The following is a 22,821-nucleotide window of genomic DNA, read 5'->3' on the forward strand; positions in this document are numbered from 1 at the left end:
TCTCTCCACGTCGGACGTCGGGGCGGCGGCTCGCTCGCTGCCGCCCCTGGACAGAGCCGATTCCAGCAGTCCGGCATTTCCGTCACGAAGGAGGCGCAGTCCTACGACCGCACCATCGGCCACCGGGACTATGGGGACCAACGGGACGGGCACGGCATGAAGATCAGACGAAATCCAGGTGGGAGCTAAACTCCCGTCAAGTTCTATTAACAGATTGATTTTTCGAGTGAAGGATCGAATTCTTCTCATCCAACTCGGCGGGACAGGCTGCACGGGGGAAGGGGTCTGATGACCTGGGACGAGTGGGAGCAGCTCAAGACGGCGGCTGTCGAGAATCGCTCCACGGCGATGCAGCTGAACCGTGTACCGGACGAGGGCGGCACGCCCGCTCCCGGAGGCGACCTGAAGGTCAATCAGCAGGACCTCGCGGCCGTCGGTGACGCCGCGTTCAAGCTCTTCGACAATCTGGGCAAATACGGTCGTGATGCCTGGTCCATCAGCCAGACGGCCGCGAAGGACCTGAGCACCCAGGGATTCGCACTGGGTGGTGCGCTCGACCATGTGCAGGAGCGCTGGGAGAAGCAGCTCAAGACCCTGCTGGACGCCTGCGCGCACATCTCCAATCACATGGATTTCACCAAGGGTGCACACGCCGGTGACGAGTACTACATCTACGGCATCGTGAGCAGCATATCGACGCTGGACGACGGATTCACAGAGAGGACGCAGCGCTGATGGACTACGAAACGCTGCGCCAGGCCAACTTCAGCCAGCTCGGTCAGGCCATCACTGCCTGGAAGGGGGTGGTTGACAAACTCGCCACGCTGGAAACGGACGCACGGGACGATCTGAAGGCGAAGGCGGACAAGGCCGACTGGGCCGGTCTGAATGCCACGGTTTCTCGTGAGTTCATCACCAAAACGTCGGGGGAATTCTCCGACGCCCACACCCAGGCGAAGACCATCCACAACATCCTCAACGACACCCGCGACGAGCTGGTGGACTACAAGGAGCAGTTGGAGCAGGCCTTGGAGCGGGGCCGCAAGAAGAACCTCACGGTGACCCAGACCGGCGGTGGCGGCTTCACCGTGACGATGATCATCCACCCGGACCGCGCCGCCAAGGGCCACGAGGTTCCGGACCACTCTCCGCAGGACGCGGAGCACCTGCGGGACGATGTGCAGCGCATCTTGAACCGGGCGACGGAGAGCGACACGACGGCCGCAACCGTCCTGCGTGCCATCGTCGACCAGGCCGAGGTCGGCTTCTCCGGTGCCTCGTACAACGACCGTGACACCGCGATCGACGCCCTGCGCAAGGCCGACGAAGCGGCCAAGCTGATCAAGGAGAAGGGCGACGAGATGTCGCCCGAGGAGTTCCAGAAGCTGAACGGTCTGCTCGGCTCTTACAAGAACGACCCGTTGTTCCAGGAGAAGTTCGCCACGCAACTGGGGCCGAAGGCGACGCTGGAGTTCTGGGCGGACCTCTCCAGCCCGGACAGCCCGAATGACCTGACCCGCACGCAGCTCGACCAGCTCGGTGAGTTCCAGAAAAACCTGGGTCACGTCCTGGGCGGCGCCACCCAGTCGGACAGCCCCGCCATGCGGCAGTGGGAGAACGACATGCTGAGGCTCTCTGGCGAGCGGTACAACACCCGCCAGGGTGACATCTGGGGCTTCCAGATCATGAGCAACCTCATGCGCACAGGCGACTACGACGATCAGTTCCTCAATAAGTACGGCAATGAACTGGTCGCCAAGGAGAAGGAGATGAGGCTGCCGGACCACTTCTGGAACCAGCAGCCGAAGCCGAAGCTGAACTTCATCGGTGACGAGGAGTTCGGCCGCGACCCGATGACGGGCTTCCTCACGGCACTCGCCAACAGCCCCGACGCCTCGACGGACTTCTTCACCGCGAAGGAGCCGCAGGACAACGCGCAGTGGGTGCTGAAGGACCGTCCGTACTTCGACGACACGCCGCTGAACGACGGCCCGAACCCGGCCAAGGACGCGGCGGGCAAGGCCATGTTCGCGGCGGTGTCGGGCGTGTCCAGCCCAGACGCTCCGAAAACGGAATTCCTGCCACACACTCCCGAGCAGGAGGAGGCCATGAAACGGTCCCTGAAGTTCCTCGCGGCGACGGGCAACGACTTCCCGCCGGAGATACGCGACGACATGGCGTATGCCATGGGCAGCTACAGCAAGACCGTACACGAGGCGATGAGCGATCCCTTGGGGTCGCATGGACTGGACGGCGACCAGCTCATGGAGGTCAGCAAGCAGATCTCCCGCAACAAGGACTCCTACGCCGAGCTCGTGACGCAGATGCACGGCGCGATCGTCGCCGACATCAACACGGAGACAAAGCATCCGGAGGACAGCTTGGACAAGGCCGGCCGCACGATCGGCTTCCTGGAGGAGGCGCGGTATCAAGCGACGAACGACAAGAAAGACGGCGACCTGACCGACGCCTCGTGGAAGAAGACGTGGACATACCACGTTGTCGGTGGTCTGCTCACTCCCTGGCATCCAGCCGGCGACGCGGTGCAGCGCGGCGTGGACGCGATTACCGCGGCCTGGCTCGAGGACAAGCAGAACGAGATCAACGCCACGGCCACTGCCAACCACAAGGACACCTACCAGGCCCGCAACGACGAGCTACGCGCCCTGGCGGACATCTGGTACGCGAAGAACGAGAATTGGGCTGAGGACCCGGCGCACGAGGGGTACTCCAAGGGGCACGGTGTGTACTCCACCATCGGCGCCTCAGCCAATGACGGAAACAAGAAGGCCGAAGGCGTCGCGGGGGACCAGTGATGAGAACGACTGTGAAATACCTCGCCGCCTCGGTGCTCACCTGCTGCCTCGCGCTGTCCCTCACGGCTTGCGGCGGCGGACGGGGGTACGCCGTTCCGAAAAAGGCCTGCGGGGTCCCGCTGAACGAAAAGAAGATCGACCCGTTTTTGGTCGACGGCAAAGAACTCAAGGTCGTCGGTGATTCGCTCATCGATACCAAGGGGAAGAGCCAGGGGCGCTGTGAGATTTCGGTGGGCGACTGGCTGGTGGCAAACCTCGAAGTGGACAAGGTAGATAAGCTCTACGACCCCATGGGAGACCTGGACAGCTTCCGATTCCGGAATCGGGAGAAGATCAAGAACCTGCCATTCGAGGGCCTGGGGGCGGTGGGCGACTACAACGCCATGGTCAGTACGGGCTGCGCGGCCCCGACAGCGGACCACCTCGTCGTACTGGTCACCATCAGTCTCAAGAGCGGCGGCGACGTTGCCGAACGCCGTAAGCACATCAAGGCCTTCACCATCGACTTCGTACCGAAGGTGAAGAAGGCTCTCGGCTGCACGGCCTGACACCCAATTTCGCACGCGAGTTGACAGAGATCAACACTGTCGACCCCATGCCTGCTGAGCCACCGAGACCGGGATGGTGCTGCTCCGGATTCTGGTGACGGCATCCCCGCCTAGTGGCAGGGGCGCTGCGCTGTGCTCGGCTTGGTGTTCGGGACACAGGTCAGGGTGGGCACCTCCCGTGCGTGCCCACCCTGACTGTGTTCTGTTCAGAATTACTCGAAGTTGGCCCTCGCCCGCTTGTCGCCGGCGTGGTAAGCAGTACCGGCTTCGCGCACCTTGCGAGAGATCTCGCTCAGGGCGGTGTGAATTGCCGTGGCGTCGGTGTCCCAGCCGCGCTGAGCAGTGTCATAGGCGCTCTTGGCTTCGCCCACCCAGAGCTCGGACACATTGGCGATCATCCGCTTGATGGACGCAAGGTCCTCCTGGAGCTGCTTGCTCTGCCGGTCAATAGCGCCGGCGGCCAGGTCCAGGCTCGCGTAAGTGACAACCATCGTGCCGTCGTTGTTGTTCGGCATGCGGTCCTCCCGTGTTATCTAGGTTTGGTGTGACTGCCTCGTACGTGGTGCGGACGCGGCAGGATCAGAAGTTGTTGAGGTTCGAGGTTCTGGCCTCCGCAGCCGCGTCACCCGAGTACCCGCTGACGACGTCGACGCCCTGGAGGGCCTGCTTGATTTCGTCTTCGGTGTTACCTGAAATGGTTCGCGCCGCCTTGATGGCCTCCTGGAAATTGAGGAGCCGATGGGCGATGCTGACCATCTTCCGGTTGACCTCTTCCTGCTTGGTGTTGAAGGCGCCGGCGCCGATGCCCTTCCAAGCGCCTTCCAGGCTGTCGATCGTCGCCTGGAGCGTCTTCAGCTGGCCTTTCACGGAGTCGAACCGCGTGGAGAGCTCACCCTCCAGCTTGAGGAGAGCGGCATCTGAGAGCTTTTGATCGGCCATGTTTCGGCTTCCTTTCTGGTGCTCTTATTCGGTCCGGCTTCACTCGCCGGTGGGTACGGGACAAGAACCTACGGCCAGTCAGGCGGTGCGGCGCTTACGAACGAGCGCGAAGGCTCCGCCGCCGAGCACGACTACCGCTGCCGCTCCGCCGATGATCAGGGCGAGGGGAGTGCCGTCGCCCTTCTCCTTGCTGGAACCTGCCACGACGGCGCCGTCAGCCGTTTCTTTCTTCTCGGGCTGCGACGAAGCTGGTGCAGACGGGGTGGAGGAGGCCGAGGAGCCGGACGTCTTTTCCTTGGTGAGGGGGCTGATGTCCGGGGCGCCGGGGTTGCCCTTGCCCCTGAGGATGTTGACGGCCGGGCGGATGATGCCGTGGCCGAGGTAGTTGCTGAGCGTGCCCTTCTCCCAGTCTCCTCGTCCAGCCGTATCAAAGAGGACGTTCAGAACCTGGTTGGCCGTCCAGTCGGGGTGCGCGGACCAGATCAGGGCGGCGGCGGCTGACGTGATGGCAGTGGCCTGGCTGGTCCCGCCGCTAGAGTCGCAATAGTCCTGAAACTTCGCGTCGCACCACTTTGGAATCCCGTCTCCCGGGGCGGCGATATCTACAGCGTCCCCGTGCTGAGAGTAAGCGGAAGCCTTGCCGCTGCTGTCAGTTGCAGCAACGCCAACTACCTGCGGGTACGAAGCTGGAAATTGCTCCTTGTTACCCTTTTTGGCATTGTTTCCAACTGCCGCAAAGAACAGCTTTCCCTTGCTTTGCGCGTACTCTACCGCTTCCTTCTCTCTCTGATCCGAAAAATCACTACTAGACGACATGCTGATGATTTTTGCATCGCTGTCCGCTGCAGCACGGATAGCATCTTCGGTGTCATAGGCGTTCACCGAACGCCCATTCTGAAATTCCGTATCAGTGATGCGAATCGGGATAATCTTCGCACCCGGGGCAAGCCCTTGCAGCCCCCCACCCTTACCCGTTCCGGCAATCAGCTCAGCCATGGTTGTGCCGTGCCCGCGATAGTCGTCGTATTCATCGCCGTCGGCTCCTGTAGCGTCAAACCCCTTCAGGACCTGGCCCTTCAGGGACGGCGTCGATGGATTGACACCGGAGTCGATGACAGCAACCTTGATACCTTCGCCGGTGGTGACCTTCCACATCTCCTCCGCGTGCATGGGGTTGAGGTACCACTGCTTCGATTGCACGTCTGCGGCCACCGCAGAGGGGGCAACCCCCGCAAATCCTGCGCTCCAGACAGCGACCACGGCCATCGTGCCAAGCAGCCGTCCTCGCAATCCGGCAGACATACGGCACTTCCGGGTCTGGCTCATTCCTGCTGTCATCCTGACTTCCGAACCTTCCCTGTACCTACTCGATCACCGGCGGTGCGGCTCCACGCCGTCCGGCCTCCCACGTCTCTCTGTCTTCCGCCAGGTAGTCGGGGCGCGTGGTGCCGCCGTTCTGGTCCTCGTTGTCGGAGTCCCGTCGCCCTGCGGGACCACGCACGAGGCCCGCGCCCCCAGCGGTGAAGCCCCTTGCACCCGCGCCGGATCCAGCAGCGCCACGAGGCGTACCCACGACGCCCTTCGAGCTGGGAGTCCCCATCCCACCAGGTCGAGTCACACCGTTCGTACCGCCGGCTCCGATCACTCCTCGCTGTCCGGTGCCGCTGACTGAGCCACCGGATTGCGCTGGTCTCCCGGCTCCGATAACCGTTCCGCGCGGAACGCCACGAGTGCCTCCAGACGCATCTACGCCCGGAACCGTGCGCTGCGGGGTCCCACCTACGATGCCCCTGGCCCGCCCAGTACGCGGGCCAGGGGACTTGGAGGTACTTGCAGGACCTCCTGCCGGGGGCCTGCCACCAGTCACACCGGACCGACCAGCAGCGGGTGGCTGACTCCCGCCTCCACCAGGGCGCCCAGACGTGCTCGAGCCCGAACCACCGCCTGTGGGAGCCGGACGCCCAACCTGAGCTCCGGTGCGCCCAGTCGTCGTAGGCCCGCCGCTCGCGGGGCCGCTCTTCCCGGGCTGCCCAATTGTTCTGGGCAGCCCGGTTGATGTCGTGGAACGCCGCGAGCTGTCTGCCACAGGGTTCACAAAGCCATTCGCCATGGGCAGGGTCGGACCTGTGCTCGGGACCGTAGGACTTACAGTCGACGGCATGGGGGACGTGCCGGGAACTGTCACGGGGGCCGGTGACACGGTCACACTGTCGATCTTCGTCGAGGTACCCCCGCCCCGCGCCGGCGCGCTTCCGAGCGCCTCGATTGCAGCTCGATTGCTGGCTACTTCAGGGGTGCCCGTGTCGGCTGTGGCAGCACGTTCTGAGATGCCTCGCGTCGTGCTGTTGCCCACTGTCTCGAAGCTCGTGGAAGAACCTCCGAGTTCGTCGTTGTCCCTGAAGCCATGCGGCTTCGGCATCGCAACATCAAGCTGCTTTTCGAACCGCGGCGCCTCCTGCGCCGCCAACGTCTCCGCCGAAACCGAGTAGTACGAAGCCAGCCGGTTCGCCTGGTTGATGGCCTCCTGGCGGTCCTTCTCGACCTTCACCGCCGCGGCGTACTCCGGGTTGCCATCGATCCGCTTCGGGGCCTCGATGTCCTCGACGGACTTGCGGTCCAGGCGGGTGTCGCGCGGCGGCAGGGACTTGCGCACCGACGCGAGGCCCGTGCCCGCGACCGTGATCTGTGTCCCGGCCGCCTCCGCGAAATCGCTCAGCTTCGTGGCGTGGGCGACCAGGCCATTGCCCCAGTCGCGGAAGGCAATTCCGGACTCGCCCTCCCAGTCGACATCCTTGATGAAGTCGCCCAGTTCGTCCGCGGCCTCCTTGATGGCCGTCCTTGCCTTCAGGAGCGCCTCGCCCGCGTCTTCGAGGTGCTCCGGATTGGAGTTCTCGATCAGGTCGATCATCGCGTTGAGCTCGTGGCCCTCGAACGAGGTCCGTCCTGAAGCGCCCGAACGCCCGAAGCCGAATGACTCCATGACGTGCTGGACCTGCCGGTTGACGTCAGTGACGATCAGTTGCGCCTGGACCCGTTGCTGGTCCTGCGCCTGCTGTTTCTCGGGGGTCAGTTCCGGCTGCTTGTCGTCACTCATCAGCTATCACCCAGGTCGTCGTAGGCAGAGCCGGTCTTGCTGTCGGAGCGCGGCTGCTCAGGCTTGCCGGCCTTCTCCGCCTGCGCCTTCTCGTGCTCCTTGTCCAGGCGGACCTGGATCTCGTAGAACCGGCGCCGCACATCGTCGTCCACGTTGTCGAAGCCGACGGCTGCCGCGTGCACGCCCAGGCTCAAGTACTCGATCTGGTCGCCGAGCGACTTGGAGAGCGAGACGAGCGCCTCGTGGACGCGGTTGTACTGCGCGTACAGCCCGTCCGCCTCCGCGAAGCACGCGTTCTGACCACTCAGGGCAGCGCGCGAAACCGTCTGCGCCGCAATCTTCGACTTACCGGCTGGCGAACCCTCGAGCTCTGCAAGCAGCGTATCGACACGCCCCCTGAACTTCTCCAGCGCGCCAACACCACGCCGGAGGTCGCCCGAGCCTCCCCCGCCACCGCCTGGACCGGCCACGATCCTTCCCCTCCCCGATTCCCCGTTTGCTCAGACCGTCACTCGTTGCTGTCGCACCCGTGTGAACAAGTCTGACCTCATTCCATGAACTCTAGCCACTGGCTACAACAGGCCAAGTCTTTTGTGCGTCACGTAACTTCCGCAGACCGATTCCTGGTTGACGCCACGTCAAGCATGGCCCACTCGTCCCAGGCGCCTGGACCGCCGTCGGGTATCGCGCACTGCCACGGCGGCACCCGCTATCGCGGCGACCAGTACTGCCCCGCCCACCACCACGTAGGTCGCCAGGCGTGCGTTGCGTTCGTCCGCCGTTTCGCCCAGGTGGAGTTCAGCCGGTGTCGGTGCTTCGCCCTTGCTCACACCTTCGTTCGCCACGGGGTGTTCGATGGGTTTGTCGTCCTCGGTCAGGGCGCGCACCGGGTCGACGACGCCCCAGCCCACCAGGCGGTCGCGTCTCGCGACCGAGCGTTCCGCCGTCTGCTGGATCTGGGCGACGATCTGCTTCTGCGTCCAGCCCTGGTGCTTGGCCTTGATGAGGGCGGCGACTCCTGCGACGTACGGGGCCGAGAAGCTGGTGCCGTTGTCGGCGCAGTGTCCGCCGCCGGGCACTGTCGAGATCATGTCCACGCCGGGGGCAGCCACGCCCACGAATTCGCCGGACTGGGAGAAGGCCGCCCGCTCGTTGTTGCGGTCCGACGCGGCCACGGCCAGGACACCGTCGTACGAGGCCGGGTAGGTCTTCTTGATGTTGCCACCCAGCCCGTCGTTGCCGGCGGAGGCGACGATCACGATCTCCTTGGCCAGGGCGGCGTCCACCGCATGCTTCAGGGCGGGCGCGGGCTTCACCGCGTTGGCGGTGTCCTGGGAGATGTTGATGACGTCCGCGTCGGCGACGTCGGCTGCGTAGTGGATGGAGGCCGCCAGCGATGCCGCCGTTCCGTGGCCCTCGGCGTCGTTCTGCTGGATCGGAATGATCGTCGCGTCCGGAGCCAGGCCGGTGAAGCCGGTGCCCTTCACCTCTCGCGCGGCGATGATCCCGGCGACCTTGGTGCCGTGACCGACCGTGTCGGTGGTGCCGTTCTCCTTGCCGCGCTCGATCTTGCTGCCGTTGTCGTCCTTGAGGTTCTTCGGCAGGAAATTGTGGCCGCTCCTCGTGTCCACGGCCTTGGTGAGCTGAGGGTTCTTGACGTCCACGCCCGTGTCGATGACGGCCACCCGTACCCCCTTGCCGGTGGACTGCTTCCACAGCTCGTCCATCAGGACGCGCTGCAACGCCCAGGGGCGGCCCGCGTACTTTTTCGAGGGAAAGGTGCACTGGGTGGAGTCGTCCGCGGCCGCGGGCAATACCGGCAGTGTGACGAAGAGGACGGCGGTGGCGGCTGCGGCTGTCAGCGGTCGCCGGTACGGAAAGGAGTGCGTCGTCATGTGGATGCGCTCCTCAGGAACCCTGCGGCTGGCGGGCCGCCCCGGTCGACAGGCGAGGTCCCGTGGGCAGGAACGAGGACCAGGCAGCCGGAATGGGCGCGGGATCGACGTCCTTGTACCCCAGCCGGTTCTGCGCTTGTTGTGCCTCCTGCTGACGCTGCTCCCTCTCCTCCTTCGTGCCGGATTCACCGATGCCGGAGTCGTCCTGCACGCTGTCGCCGTTGGACTGCATGGCATAGCGCAATCCGGTGTCGGTGACCAGGAATAGGGGGCCGGAGTCGGCGCCGGCCCCCTTGAACTGCCGGAAGAGCTGTCCGGATCCAGGGGTGACGTAGGCGCTGCTGGAGCCGGTGGGGAGCGCTGCGGGGAAGCTTGTGCCCGCCCACGTGCTGAGCGTGCTGGCCCCGTCCTTCGTGGCGACATCGCGCAGGACGTTGCACACGGTGTTACGGCTGCCGGCCGTAGCGCTCGCGGAGTTGACGGGCGTCGGCTCGCTCGTGGGCCAGTCCGTGTCCTGCCCGAAGGCCTCGCCGGGCTCGAACGCTCCGGCGCTGACATGCCTTTCCTTGCCGTCCTGGCCAAGGTTGACCAGGGCCCGGCTGCTGAGCAGGAGCTTCGCGACGAAGTCCGATACGGGGGCGACCCGGCCGGGCAGGACCACGTACTGCTGGGTCCTGGTCCCTGATGTCGCCGCTAGGACCATGCCCACCTTGTTCGCCTCTGGCGGCAGGTTCCCCGGGATGCCCGCGCCGCTGCCGGGGGTGCCGGGGACGGTCGGGAAGTCGATCGCGTCTCCGGTGTGGAGGGTCGCCAGCCATGCGGCGGAGACCCGCTGGGAGGCGCGGCGGTCACCGACCAGGGTGCGCAGCAGCAGTTCGTCGTTCTTCACCTTGTACGCCTTGCCCGCGGCGTCCACGATGTAGCGGGTTCTGTCCGGTCCCGGTCCCTCGACGTACATCAGCTCACCGCCGTGCAGCCGGCCCGCGCCCTCGGTCTTCTTCTGCTCGCGCTCCGCAAAGACGAACGCCGCCTTCTGGATGGCCCTGCCGCCCTCGCCGGGCCGCTCGCAGACGGCCCACCGCTTCTTCGAACCGGCTTCGTTCTTGTCCGGTAGCCGGTCGGGGGCGTACGGGATGCCCAGGGTGGCGCCGTGCAGGATCTTGCCGCTGTCGAGGACCGATTCGTCGACGTTGATGACCTTGCCCTTGTCGGGGGCGAGGAGGAGCTTGGCGCTGGACATGTTCAGCACCGGGTGGAGCTGCGTCTTGCCATCGGTCTTCAACACCACATAGCGTGTGGTGGATTTGCTGGCGATGATGACGTTCTCGTAGGGGGTGTCCCATTTCTGGGGCGCTACGGGTTTGAACATCCCCCAAGCTCCGAACCCCGCGAGGATGACGACGCCGACGATCGCACCGGGCACCACCGCACGCAGGGGGCGCGGCGCACCCTCCTCCGAGCCGGTCGGGTTGGGTTGCAGGAACTGTGCGATCAACCTCCGCTTCGCGAAGGTGTAGGCGTTGAGTTCGTCCCGCCGTGATGCCATCTGTCCGCTGCCCCTTTTCCCCAGTGGGCGACCAGGTTCCCACACACGTCGTGGGCCACTGCCGTCGACTGGGCCCCCTACTACGCCTGTTGACACTTGACCGCCACTGCTCAGGTAGGGTGATCGCCCGGTCAACACCCGTGAAAAAACGGTACATACGGATACGAGGGGGCAACGCGGCGATGGGTGCAGCGACGCGCGAGCGCACGGGGCGGTCTGCCCATCGAGCGTCCAGCAATTCCCGAAGGCAACACGGCAACGAGCCAGCCGGCCCAGCACCCGCCCCGTCGGTGAATGCCCCTGCGGCGACGACGCTCCGGCCGATCTCACGGAACGGTCGCATCGGCCCCGTACTGCGGCAGATGGTGCTCGTCGAGGCGGCTCTGGCGGTCGCATCGGTGGGGGCCGTGATGGGCGGCATCTGGCTGGTGCCCGCAGTCGCGGTCGCCTGCCTGTTGGCGCTTCTCGCGGTGGTACGTCGCCGGGGCCGCGCCGTGCAGGACTGGCTGTCGACGGCACTCTCCCTCCGTGATCGCAGGCGGACCGCCGTGGCGCCCGCCGTTGATGCGGAGCCGCAGCTGGCGCCGGTGGCGGAAAGCGTGCCGGGATTCGCCCCGTACATCTACGTCGACCGGGACCGCCGCACGGTGGGCATGCTCGGGGACGGCACGTTCCTGACCGCTGTCGTACGGGTCGAGGCCAGCGGTGAATCGCTCCGCCAGGCGCGCGGTGCACGGGCGCTCCCGCTGTCCCTCCTCGGCGATGCCCTCTCGGTGGACGACATCGTGCTGGAGTCCGCGCAGCTCGTGCAGCAGGTACGCCCCGCTCCGGCACAGCATCTGCCGCAGCAGTCGGCGGCACGGCTCTCCTACGCTCCCCTTCAGGAGCAGACCGGGGCGCCCGCGGTGCGGATGACCTGGGTGGCTGTGAAACTGGATCCGGAACTGTGCCGGGAGGCGGTCGAGGCACGCGGGGGCGGAATCGGCGGAGCTCAGCGCTGTCTGGTTCGGGTCGCGGACCATGTGGCGAGCAGGATCACCGGCGCCGGATTCCGGGCCGTGGTGCTGGACCAGGAAGAGCTGCACTCCGCCGTGGCGACATCCACGTGTGCCAATCCCATCCTGTCGGCCCGCGCCGGACGCCAGAATGCCGCGCAGCGGCGGACGATGGAGACATCGAGGGTCTGGCGGTGCGACGACCGCTGGCACACCGTCTATGCGGTGGACCGCTGGCCCGAGTTGGGCCAGGGGGCGACTCCTCTCCCACGCCTCGTATCGCTGCTGACCTTGGTCCCCGCGTATGCGACGACCTTCAGCCTGACGGTGCGACGCGGTTCACACCAGGGCGATGTGTCCGTGTCCGGTCACGTCCGGATCACCGGCGGCTCCGACACCGAACTGGTCGGAATGCGAAGGACATTGGAGCAAGCCGCACGGCACGCCAAGGTCGGGCTGGTGCGACTGGACCGCGAGCAGCTGCCGGGCATGCTGGCGACGCTCCCGCTGGGAGGCGCACAGTGACGAGTCGCACCGAGCCGAGGCGGGGACTGCGCGGCCCTCGCCACGCGGGGCACACCCTGGCGGCGGAGCAACTGGGCGCAATGTCCTTGCCGGTCGGGGACGACGGCGTGATCATCGGCAGCGATGCCGAGGGGCGCACGCAGATGATCGGGTTTCACCGCCCGGCGCCGTACGACGTCCTGTTGATCGGCGGCCTGTGGACCGCGCAGGTGCTGGCGCTGCGCGCGGCGGCCACGGGTGCGCGGGTAGCGGTCGAGACCGGGCGAGCCCAGGCCTGGATCACTCTGGCGCAAGCCTCGGGTGCCGGCCTCGAGTGCATCTCCCTCCATGACGTGGGCCGGGTTCCGCCGACCGGCGCGACCGTGGGCAGCCCGGTGGTGGTGGTGCGCGACTGCGGCATGCGCCCGCCCCGTGGCCGGGTGGTGTCCTCGCCGTGGCAGTCGGTGTTGACGCTGCTGCCCTATCTGAGTCCCGTGGCGCCCCGGTTGATGCGGGCGTCGACCCTCGTGGGTATCCAGCGGGTCTCGCCCGCCGAGGCGGACCAGATCGGCCGGATCCTCGGGCTCGCTCGGGCCGAGAGCGAAGCCCTGCCCACGCTGGCGGACGGTGTCACGCTCTGGGTGGCGGGCCGCGAGCGCCACTGGGTGATGACCAGCGCGACGGATATCGAGAACGGCCTGCTGGGCACTGCTCGCCGAATGGACTGAGACCGACCGGCACATGACCCCGGGATGCTGCCTCCCATGTGCCGGTCGGTCGCAGGCCGGCCGGCGCATGGGGGGTGGGAGCAGGAGCGGGGCTGGGTGCGTGCAGTTGCAAGGCGGAGGAGGGAGGCAACGCGGAGCGTTGTTGACCGACGACAACGCCGCAGATGTGCACACGCAGCCCCGCGACGCCGCCTCCCATGTGCCGGTCGGCCTGAATACTGTTTCGTTCGCAACCCCGGGCCTGCCACTTCCAGGGAGGATGGCCAGGGAACGACACGGTTCGATCGAAGGGACGCCGACATGGGCACCCAGCAGGAAAAGGAAGAGCTCTACGCTCTCGACATCTCGGATGTGGAGTGGCTGAGCGCACCGGGGACCGAGAACGTCGAGGAACGGGTCGAGATCGCGCACCTGCCGAATGGTGCAGTCGCCATGCGCTCGTCGCTGGAACCGGAGACCGTGTTGCGGTACACGGAGGCCGAGTGGCGTGCCTTCGTCCTGGGCGCACGGGACGGCGAATTCGACCTCACGTAGGCCGGGGTCAGGTGAGAGGGAGACTGTCGTCCGGAGACGATGGTCACCCTCTCACCACGCCTGAGTATGTATCGAGTTGACCGCTTCGGATCGTACACGCTGCCCTACCGGGGCACTTGAGGACGGTTCGTGACCTACTGGCTGGTTTCTGTCGAGCGGAACGGCTTGCCGGAGCGGGCCCGATGACGATTAGGCTGGGTCCGGGTGCGGCAGAAGACCTGCGGGCAGGCAATGCACGCCCCGAGGGGGAGAGCCGGGCGGTTCGGAATACGGGAACGGCCGCCCCCACCCACCACGGCACAAGGGTGCTCGACCACACCAGGAGGCAAAGTGAACGGCGATCGGGACGAAATCCGAGGGGGCTGGAGCAGGCCCGTCGACGAGTCGTCCGACGCGGAGCCCGCCGAGATGACGGGTGAGTTCACCATCGACTACACCCCGCCCGCCTGGTACACGCAGAACGCGTCGGGGGACTCGTCAGGCGGGGCCGGAACGCACCTGGCGCCGCCTCCGCCGCCCCATGGGGCGCCGGTGTCCGCGCCCGGGCTGCCGGCCGGCGGCGGTTTCGAACCCGACTGGACCCCGGCGCCGCCCGCGCCTGCGCCCGAACCGTCTGTGATCCCTGCGGCCTCTGGGGGGCAGGCGCCTCCTGTCGCTTCCGCCGCCGCTCCTTCACCCGCCCCTGCGGAGGGCGCGGGGAACGGCGCACCGGATCCGTTCGGGGGCGGTGATGTGGAGAGCGGCGCGACGATGCGGTTCTCACCTGCCGCGCTGAAGCGCGAGATCGCGGAGCGGGAGGCGGCCGTGCTGGCGGCTGCGGACGGGGTACGGGTCGGATCCGGCGCCGGTTCCGAAGGCCCTGGTGGCGGCCCGGCCGGTACGGACGCGGGTGTGACGGCCGGAGCCGATTCCGTACCGTCAGATTCCGTTCGGTCCGAGCAGCCCGAGCAGTCCGGCCGGACCGATGCCGCACAGGCTTCCGACACGGCGGCCGACAACGGTACCGACTCCGTTGCCGAGGAGGCTTCGGATGACGGCGCCGACGCTCCGTCCGACGCGCCCGTCGACTCCGTGCCCGCGGCTGCCGCTTCCGCTCCGGCACCTCAGGACGCCGCTCCGGCTCCGGCGCCGCAGGACGCCACGCCCCCGGCCGCACCGACGCCGTGGACCCCGGCGCCGCCCGCGCAAGGCAGTCTGCCGCCGCTGCCACCCGCATTCCAACCCGCGACCGGGCAGCCCAACGCGCCCCAGCCGGCGCCGCAGTGGCCCGCGACGACTCCGGCTCCCGCTCCCGCGAACGAGGGGCCCGGTGGTTACGGATTCCCGAACGCTGTACAGACACCGCAGGCGCCCCAGGCACCGCAGTTCCCGCAGTCCGCACCGCAGCCGCCCGCTCAGGGGACACCACCCCAGCAGGGCAGTTACGGATTCCCCCAGTCGCCGCAGGCACCCCAGTGGCCCGCACAGGAGGCCCCACAGGGCGGTTACGGATTCCCGCAGTCGCCCCAGCCCCACCAGGCACCCCAGCCGCCGGCCCAGGGCGCTTCCCACCTGCCCGCGCAGGGCGCCCCGCAGCCGCCCTCCCACCAGCAGCTGCCGCAGCAACAGCCCCAGCAGCAACATCCGCCGCAGGGACCGCCCATAGATCCGCGGACCGGGGCGGCCTGGCCGACGGCGGTCACGCATGACCAGCGCGAGCGGTCCGTACCGGGTGCTCCGCTCGGCTACACGGCGGCCGTCGAGCTCTCCTCCGACCGTCTGGTCCGGGGCAAGCAGAAGGCGAAAAGCAGTCGCGCGCCGTCCGCTGCATCCCGCTTCAAGCTGGGCAGCAAGAAGGAAGAAGCCGAGCGGCAGCGCAAGCTCGACCTGATCCGTACACCCGTGCTGTCCTGCTACCGGATAGCGGTCATCAGCCTCAAGGGCGGCGTCGGCAAGACCACGACGACGACCGCGCTGGGCGCGACCCTGGCCACCGAGCGGCAGGACAAGATCCTCGCCATCGACGCCAACCCGGACGCCGGCACGCTCGGCCGCCGGGTGCGCCGCGAGACCGGGGCGACCATCCGTGACCTGGTCCAGGCGATCCCGTACCTCAACTCGTACATGGACATCCGCCGCTTCACCTCGCAGGCACCGTCCGGCCTGGAGATCATCGCCAACGACGTGGACCCGGCGGTCTCGACGACCTTCAACGACGAGGACTACCGGCGCGCGATCGACGTCCTCGGCAGGCAGTACCCGATCATCCTCACCGACTCGGGCACCGGTCTGCTCTACAGCGCGATGCGCGGAGTGCTGGACCTCGCCGATCAGTTGATCATCATCTCGACTCCGTCGGTCGACGGTGCGTCCAGCGCCTCCACCACGCTGGACTGGCTCTCGGCGCACGGGTACGCGGAGCTGGTGCAGCGGTCCATCACCGTCATCTCCGGGGTCCGCGAGACCGGCAAGATGATCAAGGTCGATGACATCGTGCAGCACTTCGAGACCCGGTGCCGGGGGGTGGTCGTCGTGCCGTTCGACGAGCATCTGTCGGCCGGCGCCGAGGTCGACCTCGACATGATGCGCCCGAAGACGCGTGAGGCGTACTTCAACCTCTCCGCCATGGTGGCCGAGGACTTCGCCCGCGCCCAGCAGCAGCAGGGGCTGTGGACCTCGGACGGCAGCAACCCGCCGCCGCAGTACGCTCCGCCGATGCCCGGACACCCGATGCCCGGTCAGCAGCAGTACGCACCGCAGCAACCGGGTCAGCCGTATCCGCCCCAGCAGCCCCAGGGCCCGGGACAGCCGTACTCGCCCCAGCAGCCGTACGGCGGGCAGCAGACCCAGCAGCCCTACCCGCCGCAATCGGGCCCCGGCGGGCAGCAGAACGGCTGGCAGCAGCTGCCGCCAGCGCCTCAGCAGTAAGGCATCAGAGGTCTCGACCAATGAGGGCCCGCATCGTTCCCACGGTGCGGGTCCTCTTCGCATTCCCGCAGCCCACACGCCATTTGGCACACCGTTGACGCGGCTTGACCACCGCTGATAAACCTTCGCTTCACCAGCTGGCGAACCAGAGATCAACCCGCCTTCTCCGTGCGAGTCATGACGCGAGGTCCCCGTCCATGGTCACAAGAGTCCCACCACCCTCCGCTCAGCCACGCTCACGTCTGCGTACCCTCCTGGCTTCCGGTGCCGCGGCCCTTGCCCTGGCCGCCGGGTCGATCGTCCCGGGGATGCCCCTCGGCGCAGCGCCTCAGCAGGCACAGGCCGCCGACAACGGCAGGACGACACTGACTGTCGCGGTCGCGCAGAGCGTCGACTCGCTGAGCCCGTTCCTCGCTCAGCGGCTCATGAGCACCAGCGTCCACCGGCTCATGTACGACTTCCTCACCAACTACGACGCCAAGGACAACCACACGATCCCCGCCCTCGCCACCAAGTGGGAGCCGTCGGCGGACAAGTTGACCTGGACGTACACCATTCGGTCCAACTCCAAGTGGTCGGACGGGCAGCAGGCCACCGCCGAGGACGCGGCGTGGACCTTCAACAAGATGATGACCGACGAGGGAGCCGCCACCGCGAACGGCAGCTTCGTCGCCAACTTCAGGAAGGTCACGGCACCCAGCCCGGACAAGCTGGTCATCGAGCTCAAGGAACCGCAGGCCACCATGGCCGCGCTCGATGTACCGATCGTTCCCAAGCACGTCTGGGAGAAGGTCGGGGACTTCTCGAAGTTCAACAACGACACGAAGTTCCCCATCGTGGGAAACGGGCCGTTCATCCTGACCGACTACAAGGTCGACCAGTATGTGAAGCTCAAGGCCAACAAGAGCTTCTGGCGCGGTGCGCCCAAGTTCGACGAGCTGGTCTTCAAGACGTACAAGGACCAGGACGCCGCGGTCGCCGCGCTGCGCAAGGGCGAGGTGTCATTCGTCGCGGGCGCCCCCGCGCTGACGCCTGCCCAGGCCGCATCCCTCAAGGGCGACAAGAACATCAAGGTCAACGAGGGGCCGGGCCGCCGCTTCTTCGCACTGGCGACCAACCCGGGCGCGCAGACCAAGGACGGCAAGAAGTTCGGCAACGGCAACAAGGCCCTGCTCGACCAGAAGGTGCGCCAGGCGCTCTTCCTCTCGGTCGACCGCAAGACCATCATCGACAAGGTCTTCCAGGGGCACGCCGTCGAGGGCCAGGGGTACATCCCGCCGCGCTACGGGGACTACTTCTGGCAGCCGTCCGGCAGCCAGACGCTGGCCTACGACCCGGCCCGGGCGGCCAAGCTGCTCGACCAGGCGGGCTACAAGCTCAAGGGCGACCAGCGTGTCGGCAAGGACGGCAAGCCGCTCGACCTGCGCATCCTGTGCCATGCCACGGACCCCAACGACAAGGCGATCGGCAAGTACCTCAAGGAGTGGTGGGGCAAGCTCGGCATCGGGCTGAAGGTGGACTGCCTCGACGACGTCTCCGTGCCCTGGTACGCCGGTGAGTACGACCTCGCGTTCGACGGCTGGTCCGTCAACCCGGACCCGGACTTCGTCCTCGGCATCCACACCTGCTCCGCCCTGCCCGCCAAGGCCAAGGAGAGCGCCGCCACGGACAACTTCATCTGCGACAAGACGTACGACGAGCTGTACAAGAAGCAGCTCGCCGAGTACGACCCGGCCAAGCGGGCGGACACCGTCAAGCAGATGGAGTCGTGGTTGTACGACTCCGGGTACATGAACATCATCGCGTACCCGAACGCGGTCGAGGCGTACCGGACGGACCAGATCAAGTCCATCACCACCATGCCCGAGGCGGCCGGCAACATCTACGGCCAGGATGGGTACTGGAGTTGGTGGTCGGCCGTTCCGGCGTCAGCCGACAGCACCGACTCCGACTCCGGAGGCAGCTCCACCGGCATCGTCATCGGCATCGTCGTCGCCGCACTCGTCATCATCGGCGGCGGGATCTTCCTCGGCACCCGCCGGCGAAACACGGTGGACGACCGTGAATAGGTTCGTATCCCCAGGTTCCTGCGGAAACCGCCGCCTTCGCGAAGCGGCGTCGTACACTCGGACCCTGCCCACGGGCAGCGGTCAGGGCTTGGCCGTCATGAGGATCCATGGAACCAAGTGAGAAGCCGCCCCGCTTGCGGGGAGGAGGAGTCACGACAGCTGACAGCACTCAGTCGCTCGTCCAGCATGCGGGAACACATTCAGGCACCGACGGTTCGGCTCACGCCGGGCCGTCGGCCCCCGCCCGCGGCCCACGGGCGCGCAACACCAAGGCCTATCTCCAGTACGTGGCAGCCAAGATCGCGGGAGCGGTCGTCTCACTGTTCGCCGTTCTGGTCACCAGCTTCTTCCTCTTCCGGCTCATTCCCAGCGACCCTGTGAAGCAGATGACCGGCGGCCGCCGTGTCTCCGCCGAACAGCTGGATTCGCTCAGACACCAGTTCGGCCTCGACCAGCCGCTCTGGAAGCAGTTCACGACTTACGTGGGTGACGCGCTGACCGGGGACTTCGGTACCTCCTTCCAGTTCCACGCCCCCGTCATCGACAAGATCACCGAGGCACTCCCGGCAACGCTGCTGCTCACCGGCACGGCATACGTCCTCTACACGGCGCTCGGCATCTGGCTGGGCACCCGTACGGCCTGGCGCAACGGCTCCCGCAGCGACCGCTTCAACACCGCGTTCGCACTCACGCTCTACTCAGTGCCGTCGTTCTGGCTCGGTCTGCTGCTCATCATCGTCTTCTCGGTGGGCATCGGCCCGATCCCCGGCATGTTCCCGACGGGGGGCCTGGAGTCGGGCGGGGAGACCGGCTTCGCGTACGTCATCGATGTCGCCCATCACCTGGTGCTTCCCGTGATCACACTGGTAGCGGTCGGCTATGCGCAGACGCTTCTCGTGATGCGTTCCTCGCTCCTCGACGAGATGGGCAGCGACTATCTGACGACGGCCCGCGCGAAGGGGCTCCGGGACGATGTCGTACGGCGCAAGCACGCCGTCCCGAACGCAATGCTGCCGACATTCACCCTGATGTTCGTGAACCTGGGGCATGTGGTGGCGGGCCAGATCCTGGTCGAGACGGTGTTCTCCTGGCCCGGTCTCGGCGGTCTCTTCTACCAGGGGCTGAGCGTTCCCGACCTTCCCCTCGTCCAAGGGCTGTTCTTCGTCTTCGCCACCGCGGTGATCCTGGCGAACACCCTCGCCGACGTGCTGTATCCGCTGCTCGATCCCCGGGTGGGCCGATGACGACCGAACCATTGCCCGTGCAGAACGAAGCGGGCGTGACCACGAACCCGCGCGCCCTGGCCCGGGCCCGTAAACGCCAGTCCCTGGCCCGCTTCTGGCGGGAGTACCGCACTCACCGGGGCGGCCTGTGGGGGCTGGGCGGGCTCATCCTGATCGCGCTGATCGCCGTGTTCGCGCCCGCGCTGGCCGGCGCCGACTCGCAGAGCGTCACCGCCGCACCGGGCAGCGCCCTCGAATCGCCCAGCGGAGAATTCCCGCTCGGTACCGACCAGTTCGGACGCAGCGTCCTGGCACTCCTGGTGTGGGGTGCGCGCGTCTCGCTCACCGTGGGGCTGCTCGCCGCGTTCCTGTGCGTGGCGATCGGCACGGTTGTCGGGATCGTCGCGGGCCACTTCCACGGCTGGTACTCGACGGTTCTGATGCGCGTCACCGACTGGTTCCTGGTGATGCCGACCCTGGTTCTCGCGATCGCGCTCGCCACCGTGATGGACCGCTCCATCTGGACGATCATCATCGCGATCGGCGTCACGACCTGGCCGACCACGGCCCGGCTCGTCCGTGCCCAGACGCTCGCCGTGGAGTCACGCCCGTACATCGAGCGTGCCCGCGCGCTGGGCGGCGGGCACGGGCACATCATGACCCGCCATGTGCTGCCGAACGTGATGCCCCTGGTGCTCGCGCAGACCACACTCGTGATCTCCAGCGCAATCCTCACCGAGGCCACGCTCGCCTTCCTCGGCCTCGGCGACCCGACCATCACCTCCTGGGGCGGCATGCTCCAGGACGCACGCGAGGCGGGCGCGGTGAGCGCGGGCGACTGGTGGTACCTGGCACCGCCCGGTGTCGCCATCGCCCTGGTGGCCCTGTCGTTCACTCTGTGCGGCCGCGCGATCGAGTCCGTCCTCAACCCCAGACTGGGGGTGGCCCGGTGAATACACCGAGCACACAGAAAGCGCCCCTGCTGGATGTCCGCGACCTCTCGGTCACGTACGCCGGGGGTGCCCGCGCGGTCCGCGGCGTGAACCTCACCGTCGACGCGGGCCAGAAGCTCGGCATCGCCGGGGAGTCGGGCTGCGGCAAGTCCACACTGGCGCTGGCACTGCTGCGGCTGCTGCCTGCCGGGACGAAGGTCTCCGGCCGGATCCTGCTGAACGGCGAGGACGTCCTCACCATGAAGTGGGGCCAGGTCAGGGCGGTGCGCTGGGCCGGCGCCTCGATCGTGTTCCAGGGCGCGATGCATTCGCTGAACGCCGTGCACCGCATCGGCGACCAGATCGCCGAGCCGATTCTGCTGCACAGGAAGGCCACCCCGTCCGGGGCGAAGAAGAAGGTCGGCGAACTCCTGGAGCAGGTGGGACTGCCGGCCTCCCGCGCCGGCTCCTACCCGCACGAGCTTTCCGGCGGCCAGCGACAGCGCGTGATGATCGCGATGGCGCTCGCCTGCGATCCGGGCCTGATCATCGCCGACGAGCCGACGACCGCCCTCGATGTGATGATCCAGGCCCAGATCCTGCGCCTGATCGAGCAGCTGGTGTCCGAACAGGACCTGGGTCTGATCATGATCAGCCATGACCTGGCCGTGCTCTCCGACACCTGTGACCGGCTCGCGGTGATGTACGCGGGCCGGGTGGTGGAGGAGGGCCCGGCGTCCCGGGTCTACGAGGACGCGCGCCATCCCTACAGCAAGGCGCTGTCGGGCGCGTTCCCGCGCATCGGGGACCCGGCGTCCCGGTTCGCGCCCCGCGGGCTGCCCGGCGATCCGCCCGACCCGTCGGCGCTGCCCGCCGGCTGCACGTTCCATCCGCGCTGCCCGGTGGCGCTCGACTCCTGCACCACGCAGGACCAGGAGCTGCGGGAGTTGGACGGCCTGCGGCGGGCCGCCTGTGTGCTGGTGGAGCCGGGCGCGGCCGGCGCCGCGCCCCGGAAGGGTGCCGAGGAAGCAAGGAGCACGACATGACCACCCCCACTCCCCTGCTCAGCGCGGAGGGACTGAAGGTCGCCTTCCCCGGCCGGCGCGGAGCCGCGACAGCGCGCGCGGTGGACGGTGTCGACCTGGACATCCGGCCCGGCGAGATCGTCGCGCTGGTCGGCGAGTCCGGGTGCGGCAAGACGACGCTTGCACGTTCCCTGCTGGGGCTCGTCCCCCCGACGTCCGGCCGGGTCACGTTCGGCGGCGACCCGCTCGACTACTCGGGCCGTGCCCTGAAGGCGTACCGCAAGCGCGTCCAGCTCGTACTGCAGGACCCCAGCGGCTCGCTGAACCCGCGGCACACGGTGTACGACGCGGTCGCGGAGGGGCTGCGGATCCACGGGTACGCGGGTGATGAGCGGACGGCGGTCGCGGAGGCGCTGTCGCGGGCGGGGCTGCGGCCTCCCGAGCGGTTCTTCCTGCGCTATCCGCACGAGCTGTCGGGCGGGCAGCGCCAGCGCGTCGTGATCGCGGGCGCCCTCGTCCTGGAACCGGAACTCATCGTTGCCGACGAACCCGTGGCCTCGCTCGACGCCTCGGTGCGCGGTGAGATCCTGGCCCTGCTTCTGCAACTGAGGGATGAGCTGGGGCTGTCCGCGCTGGTGGTCACGCACGACCTGGGGCTGGCGTGGAACATCGCCGACCGGGTCGCGGTGATGTATCTCGGCCGGATCGTGGAGACGGGCGAGGTCGAGCAGATCCTCACGGCTCCGCAGCATCCGTACACCCAGGCACTGCTGTCGGTGCTGCCTGAGGCCGAGGGCGATCCGGTGATCCTCACGGGCGAGCCGCCGGACCCGGCCAAGGTGCCGTCCGGCTGCCGGTTCCATGCCCGCTGCCAGGTCCTCGCGTCGGGCGAGGCCGAGCGGGCGGGGGTGGCGGATGCCTGCCGTACGAAGGATCTTCCGGTGCTCGCGGGCAGCGGGGAGACGCAGGTGGCGTGCCACTGGGCGCACGCGATGGCGGGCGTGGAGGTGTAGGGCCGACCGCGCCCTGTACGGCTGGGGCCGGGACCGCTGCCCGCGGTTCCGGC

The 22,821-nt window shown here is 67.4% G+C and carries 19 protein-coding genes; 12 read left to right on the forward strand and 7 right to left on the reverse strand.

Annotated features, from left to right (window positions below; all coding sequences use genetic code 11):
- Window positions 1-288 precede the first annotated feature (288 nt).
- The 3 genes from ACNPQM_RS31085 to ACNPQM_RS31095 are packed head-to-tail and all read left to right on the forward strand — an operon-like array spanning window position 289 to window position 3,364.
- Window positions 289-735 carry a hypothetical protein gene (locus ACNPQM_RS31085; protein ID WP_418086579.1) on the forward strand — a complete coding sequence of 149 codons (447 nt, stop codon included), beginning with the start codon at window positions 289-291 and terminating at the stop codon, window positions 733-735.
- Window positions 735-2,816, forward strand: a complete 2,082-nt coding sequence (locus tag ACNPQM_RS31090) for a hypothetical protein (RefSeq protein ID WP_418086580.1) — start codon at window positions 735-737, stop codon at window positions 2,814-2,816. Before ACNPQM_RS31085 ends, ACNPQM_RS31090 begins: the two co-directional genes overlap by 1 nt.
- An 11-nt stretch (window positions 2,817-2,827) precedes the next feature.
- The gene (locus ACNPQM_RS31095) at window positions 2,828-3,364 is read left to right on the forward strand and encodes a hypothetical protein (RefSeq protein WP_418086581.1); all 537 of its coding nucleotides are present in this window, start codon (window positions 2,828-2,830) and stop codon (window positions 3,362-3,364) included.
- Between the two features lie 212 nt (window positions 3,365-3,576).
- Here ACNPQM_RS31095 and ACNPQM_RS31100 read toward each other — a convergent pair whose 3' ends face one another.
- The 7 genes from ACNPQM_RS31100 to eccB all read right to left on the reverse strand — a co-directional run bounded on the left by ACNPQM_RS31100 (window position 3,577) and on the right by eccB (window position 10,838).
- Entirely contained in the window at window positions 3,577-3,879 is a 303-nt protein-coding gene (locus tag ACNPQM_RS31100; RefSeq protein WP_418086582.1) for a WXG100 family type VII secretion target, read from the reverse strand.
- Window positions 3,880-3,943: 64 nt separating this feature from the next.
- Complete coding sequence (locus tag ACNPQM_RS31105) at window positions 3,944-4,303, reverse strand: WXG100 family type VII secretion target (protein ID WP_358860048.1); 360 nt, start codon at window positions 4,301-4,303, stop codon at window positions 3,944-3,946.
- Window positions 4,304-4,381: 78 nt separating this feature from the next.
- On the reverse strand, window positions 4,382-5,641 hold the full coding sequence (locus ACNPQM_RS31110) for a S8 family serine peptidase (RefSeq protein WP_418086583.1): 1,260 nt from the start codon (window positions 5,639-5,641) through the stop codon (window positions 4,382-4,384).
- A gap of 25 nt (window positions 5,642-5,666) precedes the next feature.
- Window positions 5,667-7,397 (reverse strand): hypothetical protein, encoded by a 1,731-nt coding sequence (locus tag ACNPQM_RS31115; protein WP_418086584.1) that lies wholly within the window; start codon window positions 7,395-7,397, stop codon window positions 5,667-5,669.
- Complete coding sequence (locus tag ACNPQM_RS31120) at window positions 7,397-7,867, reverse strand: hypothetical protein (RefSeq protein ID WP_418086585.1); 471 nt, start codon at window positions 7,865-7,867, stop codon at window positions 7,397-7,399. Before ACNPQM_RS31120 ends, ACNPQM_RS31115 begins: the two co-directional genes overlap by 1 nt.
- A 168-nt stretch (window positions 7,868-8,035) precedes the next feature.
- Window positions 8,036-9,292 carry a type VII secretion-associated serine protease mycosin gene (mycP, locus tag ACNPQM_RS31125; RefSeq protein ID WP_418086586.1) on the reverse strand — a complete coding sequence of 419 codons (1,257 nt, stop codon included), beginning with the start codon at window positions 9,290-9,292 and terminating at the stop codon, window positions 8,036-8,038.
- Window positions 9,293-9,305: 13 nt separating this feature from the next.
- Complete coding sequence (eccB, locus tag ACNPQM_RS31130; protein WP_418086587.1) at window positions 9,306-10,838, reverse strand: type VII secretion protein EccB; 1,533 nt, start codon at window positions 10,836-10,838, stop codon at window positions 9,306-9,308.
- 182 nt (window positions 10,839-11,020) lie between these two features.
- On the opposite strand from eccB, the gene eccE reads away from it, so the two are divergent.
- The 9 genes from eccE to ACNPQM_RS31175 all read left to right on the forward strand — a co-directional run bounded on the left by eccE (window position 11,021) and on the right by ACNPQM_RS31175 (window position 22,768).
- Window positions 11,021-12,358: a type VII secretion protein EccE gene (gene eccE, locus ACNPQM_RS31135; RefSeq protein WP_418086588.1), complete on the forward strand. Its 1,338-nt coding sequence runs from the start codon at window positions 11,021-11,023 to the stop codon at window positions 12,356-12,358.
- A complete protein-coding gene (locus ACNPQM_RS31140) occupies window positions 12,355-13,065 on the forward strand; it encodes a hypothetical protein (protein ID WP_418086589.1) in 711 nt (236 codons plus the stop codon). The genes eccE and ACNPQM_RS31140 overlap by 4 nt, the downstream gene beginning before the upstream one ends.
- A 300-nt stretch (window positions 13,066-13,365) precedes the next feature.
- Complete coding sequence (locus ACNPQM_RS31145; protein ID WP_358860056.1) at window positions 13,366-13,599, forward strand: DUF397 domain-containing protein; 234 nt, start codon at window positions 13,366-13,368, stop codon at window positions 13,597-13,599.
- A 330-nt stretch (window positions 13,600-13,929) separates the two neighbouring features.
- Window positions 13,930-16,506, forward strand: coding sequence for an SCO5717 family growth-regulating ATPase (locus ACNPQM_RS31150; protein WP_418086590.1), 2,577 nt, complete (start codon window positions 13,930-13,932; stop codon window positions 16,504-16,506).
- 197 nt (window positions 16,507-16,703) lie between these two features.
- Window positions 16,704-18,575, forward strand: coding sequence for an ABC transporter substrate-binding protein (locus ACNPQM_RS31155; protein ID WP_358860058.1), 1,872 nt, complete (start codon window positions 16,704-16,706; stop codon window positions 18,573-18,575).
- Window positions 18,576-18,682: 107 nt separating this feature from the next.
- The gene (locus ACNPQM_RS31160; protein ID WP_358860059.1) at window positions 18,683-19,819 is read left to right on the forward strand and encodes an ABC transporter permease; all 1,137 of its coding nucleotides are present in this window, start codon (window positions 18,683-18,685) and stop codon (window positions 19,817-19,819) included.
- On the forward strand, window positions 19,816-20,751 hold the full coding sequence (locus ACNPQM_RS31165; protein ID WP_358860060.1) for an ABC transporter permease: 936 nt from the start codon (window positions 19,816-19,818) through the stop codon (window positions 20,749-20,751). The genes ACNPQM_RS31160 and ACNPQM_RS31165 overlap by 4 nt, the downstream gene beginning before the upstream one ends.
- On the forward strand, window positions 20,748-21,776 hold the full coding sequence (locus ACNPQM_RS31170) for an ABC transporter ATP-binding protein (protein ID WP_418086591.1): 1,029 nt from the start codon (window positions 20,748-20,750) through the stop codon (window positions 21,774-21,776). The genes ACNPQM_RS31165 and ACNPQM_RS31170 overlap by 4 nt, the downstream gene beginning before the upstream one ends.
- Entirely contained in the window at window positions 21,773-22,768 is a 996-nt protein-coding gene (locus ACNPQM_RS31175) for an oligopeptide/dipeptide ABC transporter ATP-binding protein (protein ID WP_418086592.1), read from the forward strand. The genes ACNPQM_RS31170 and ACNPQM_RS31175 overlap by 4 nt, the downstream gene beginning before the upstream one ends.
- The last annotated feature ends 53 nt before the right edge of the window (window positions 22,769-22,821 follow it).

This window comes from Streptomyces sp. NPDC056231 (genome assembly GCF_048270745.1).
Classification (GTDB): Bacteria; Actinomycetota; Actinomycetes; order Streptomycetales; family Streptomycetaceae; genus Streptomyces.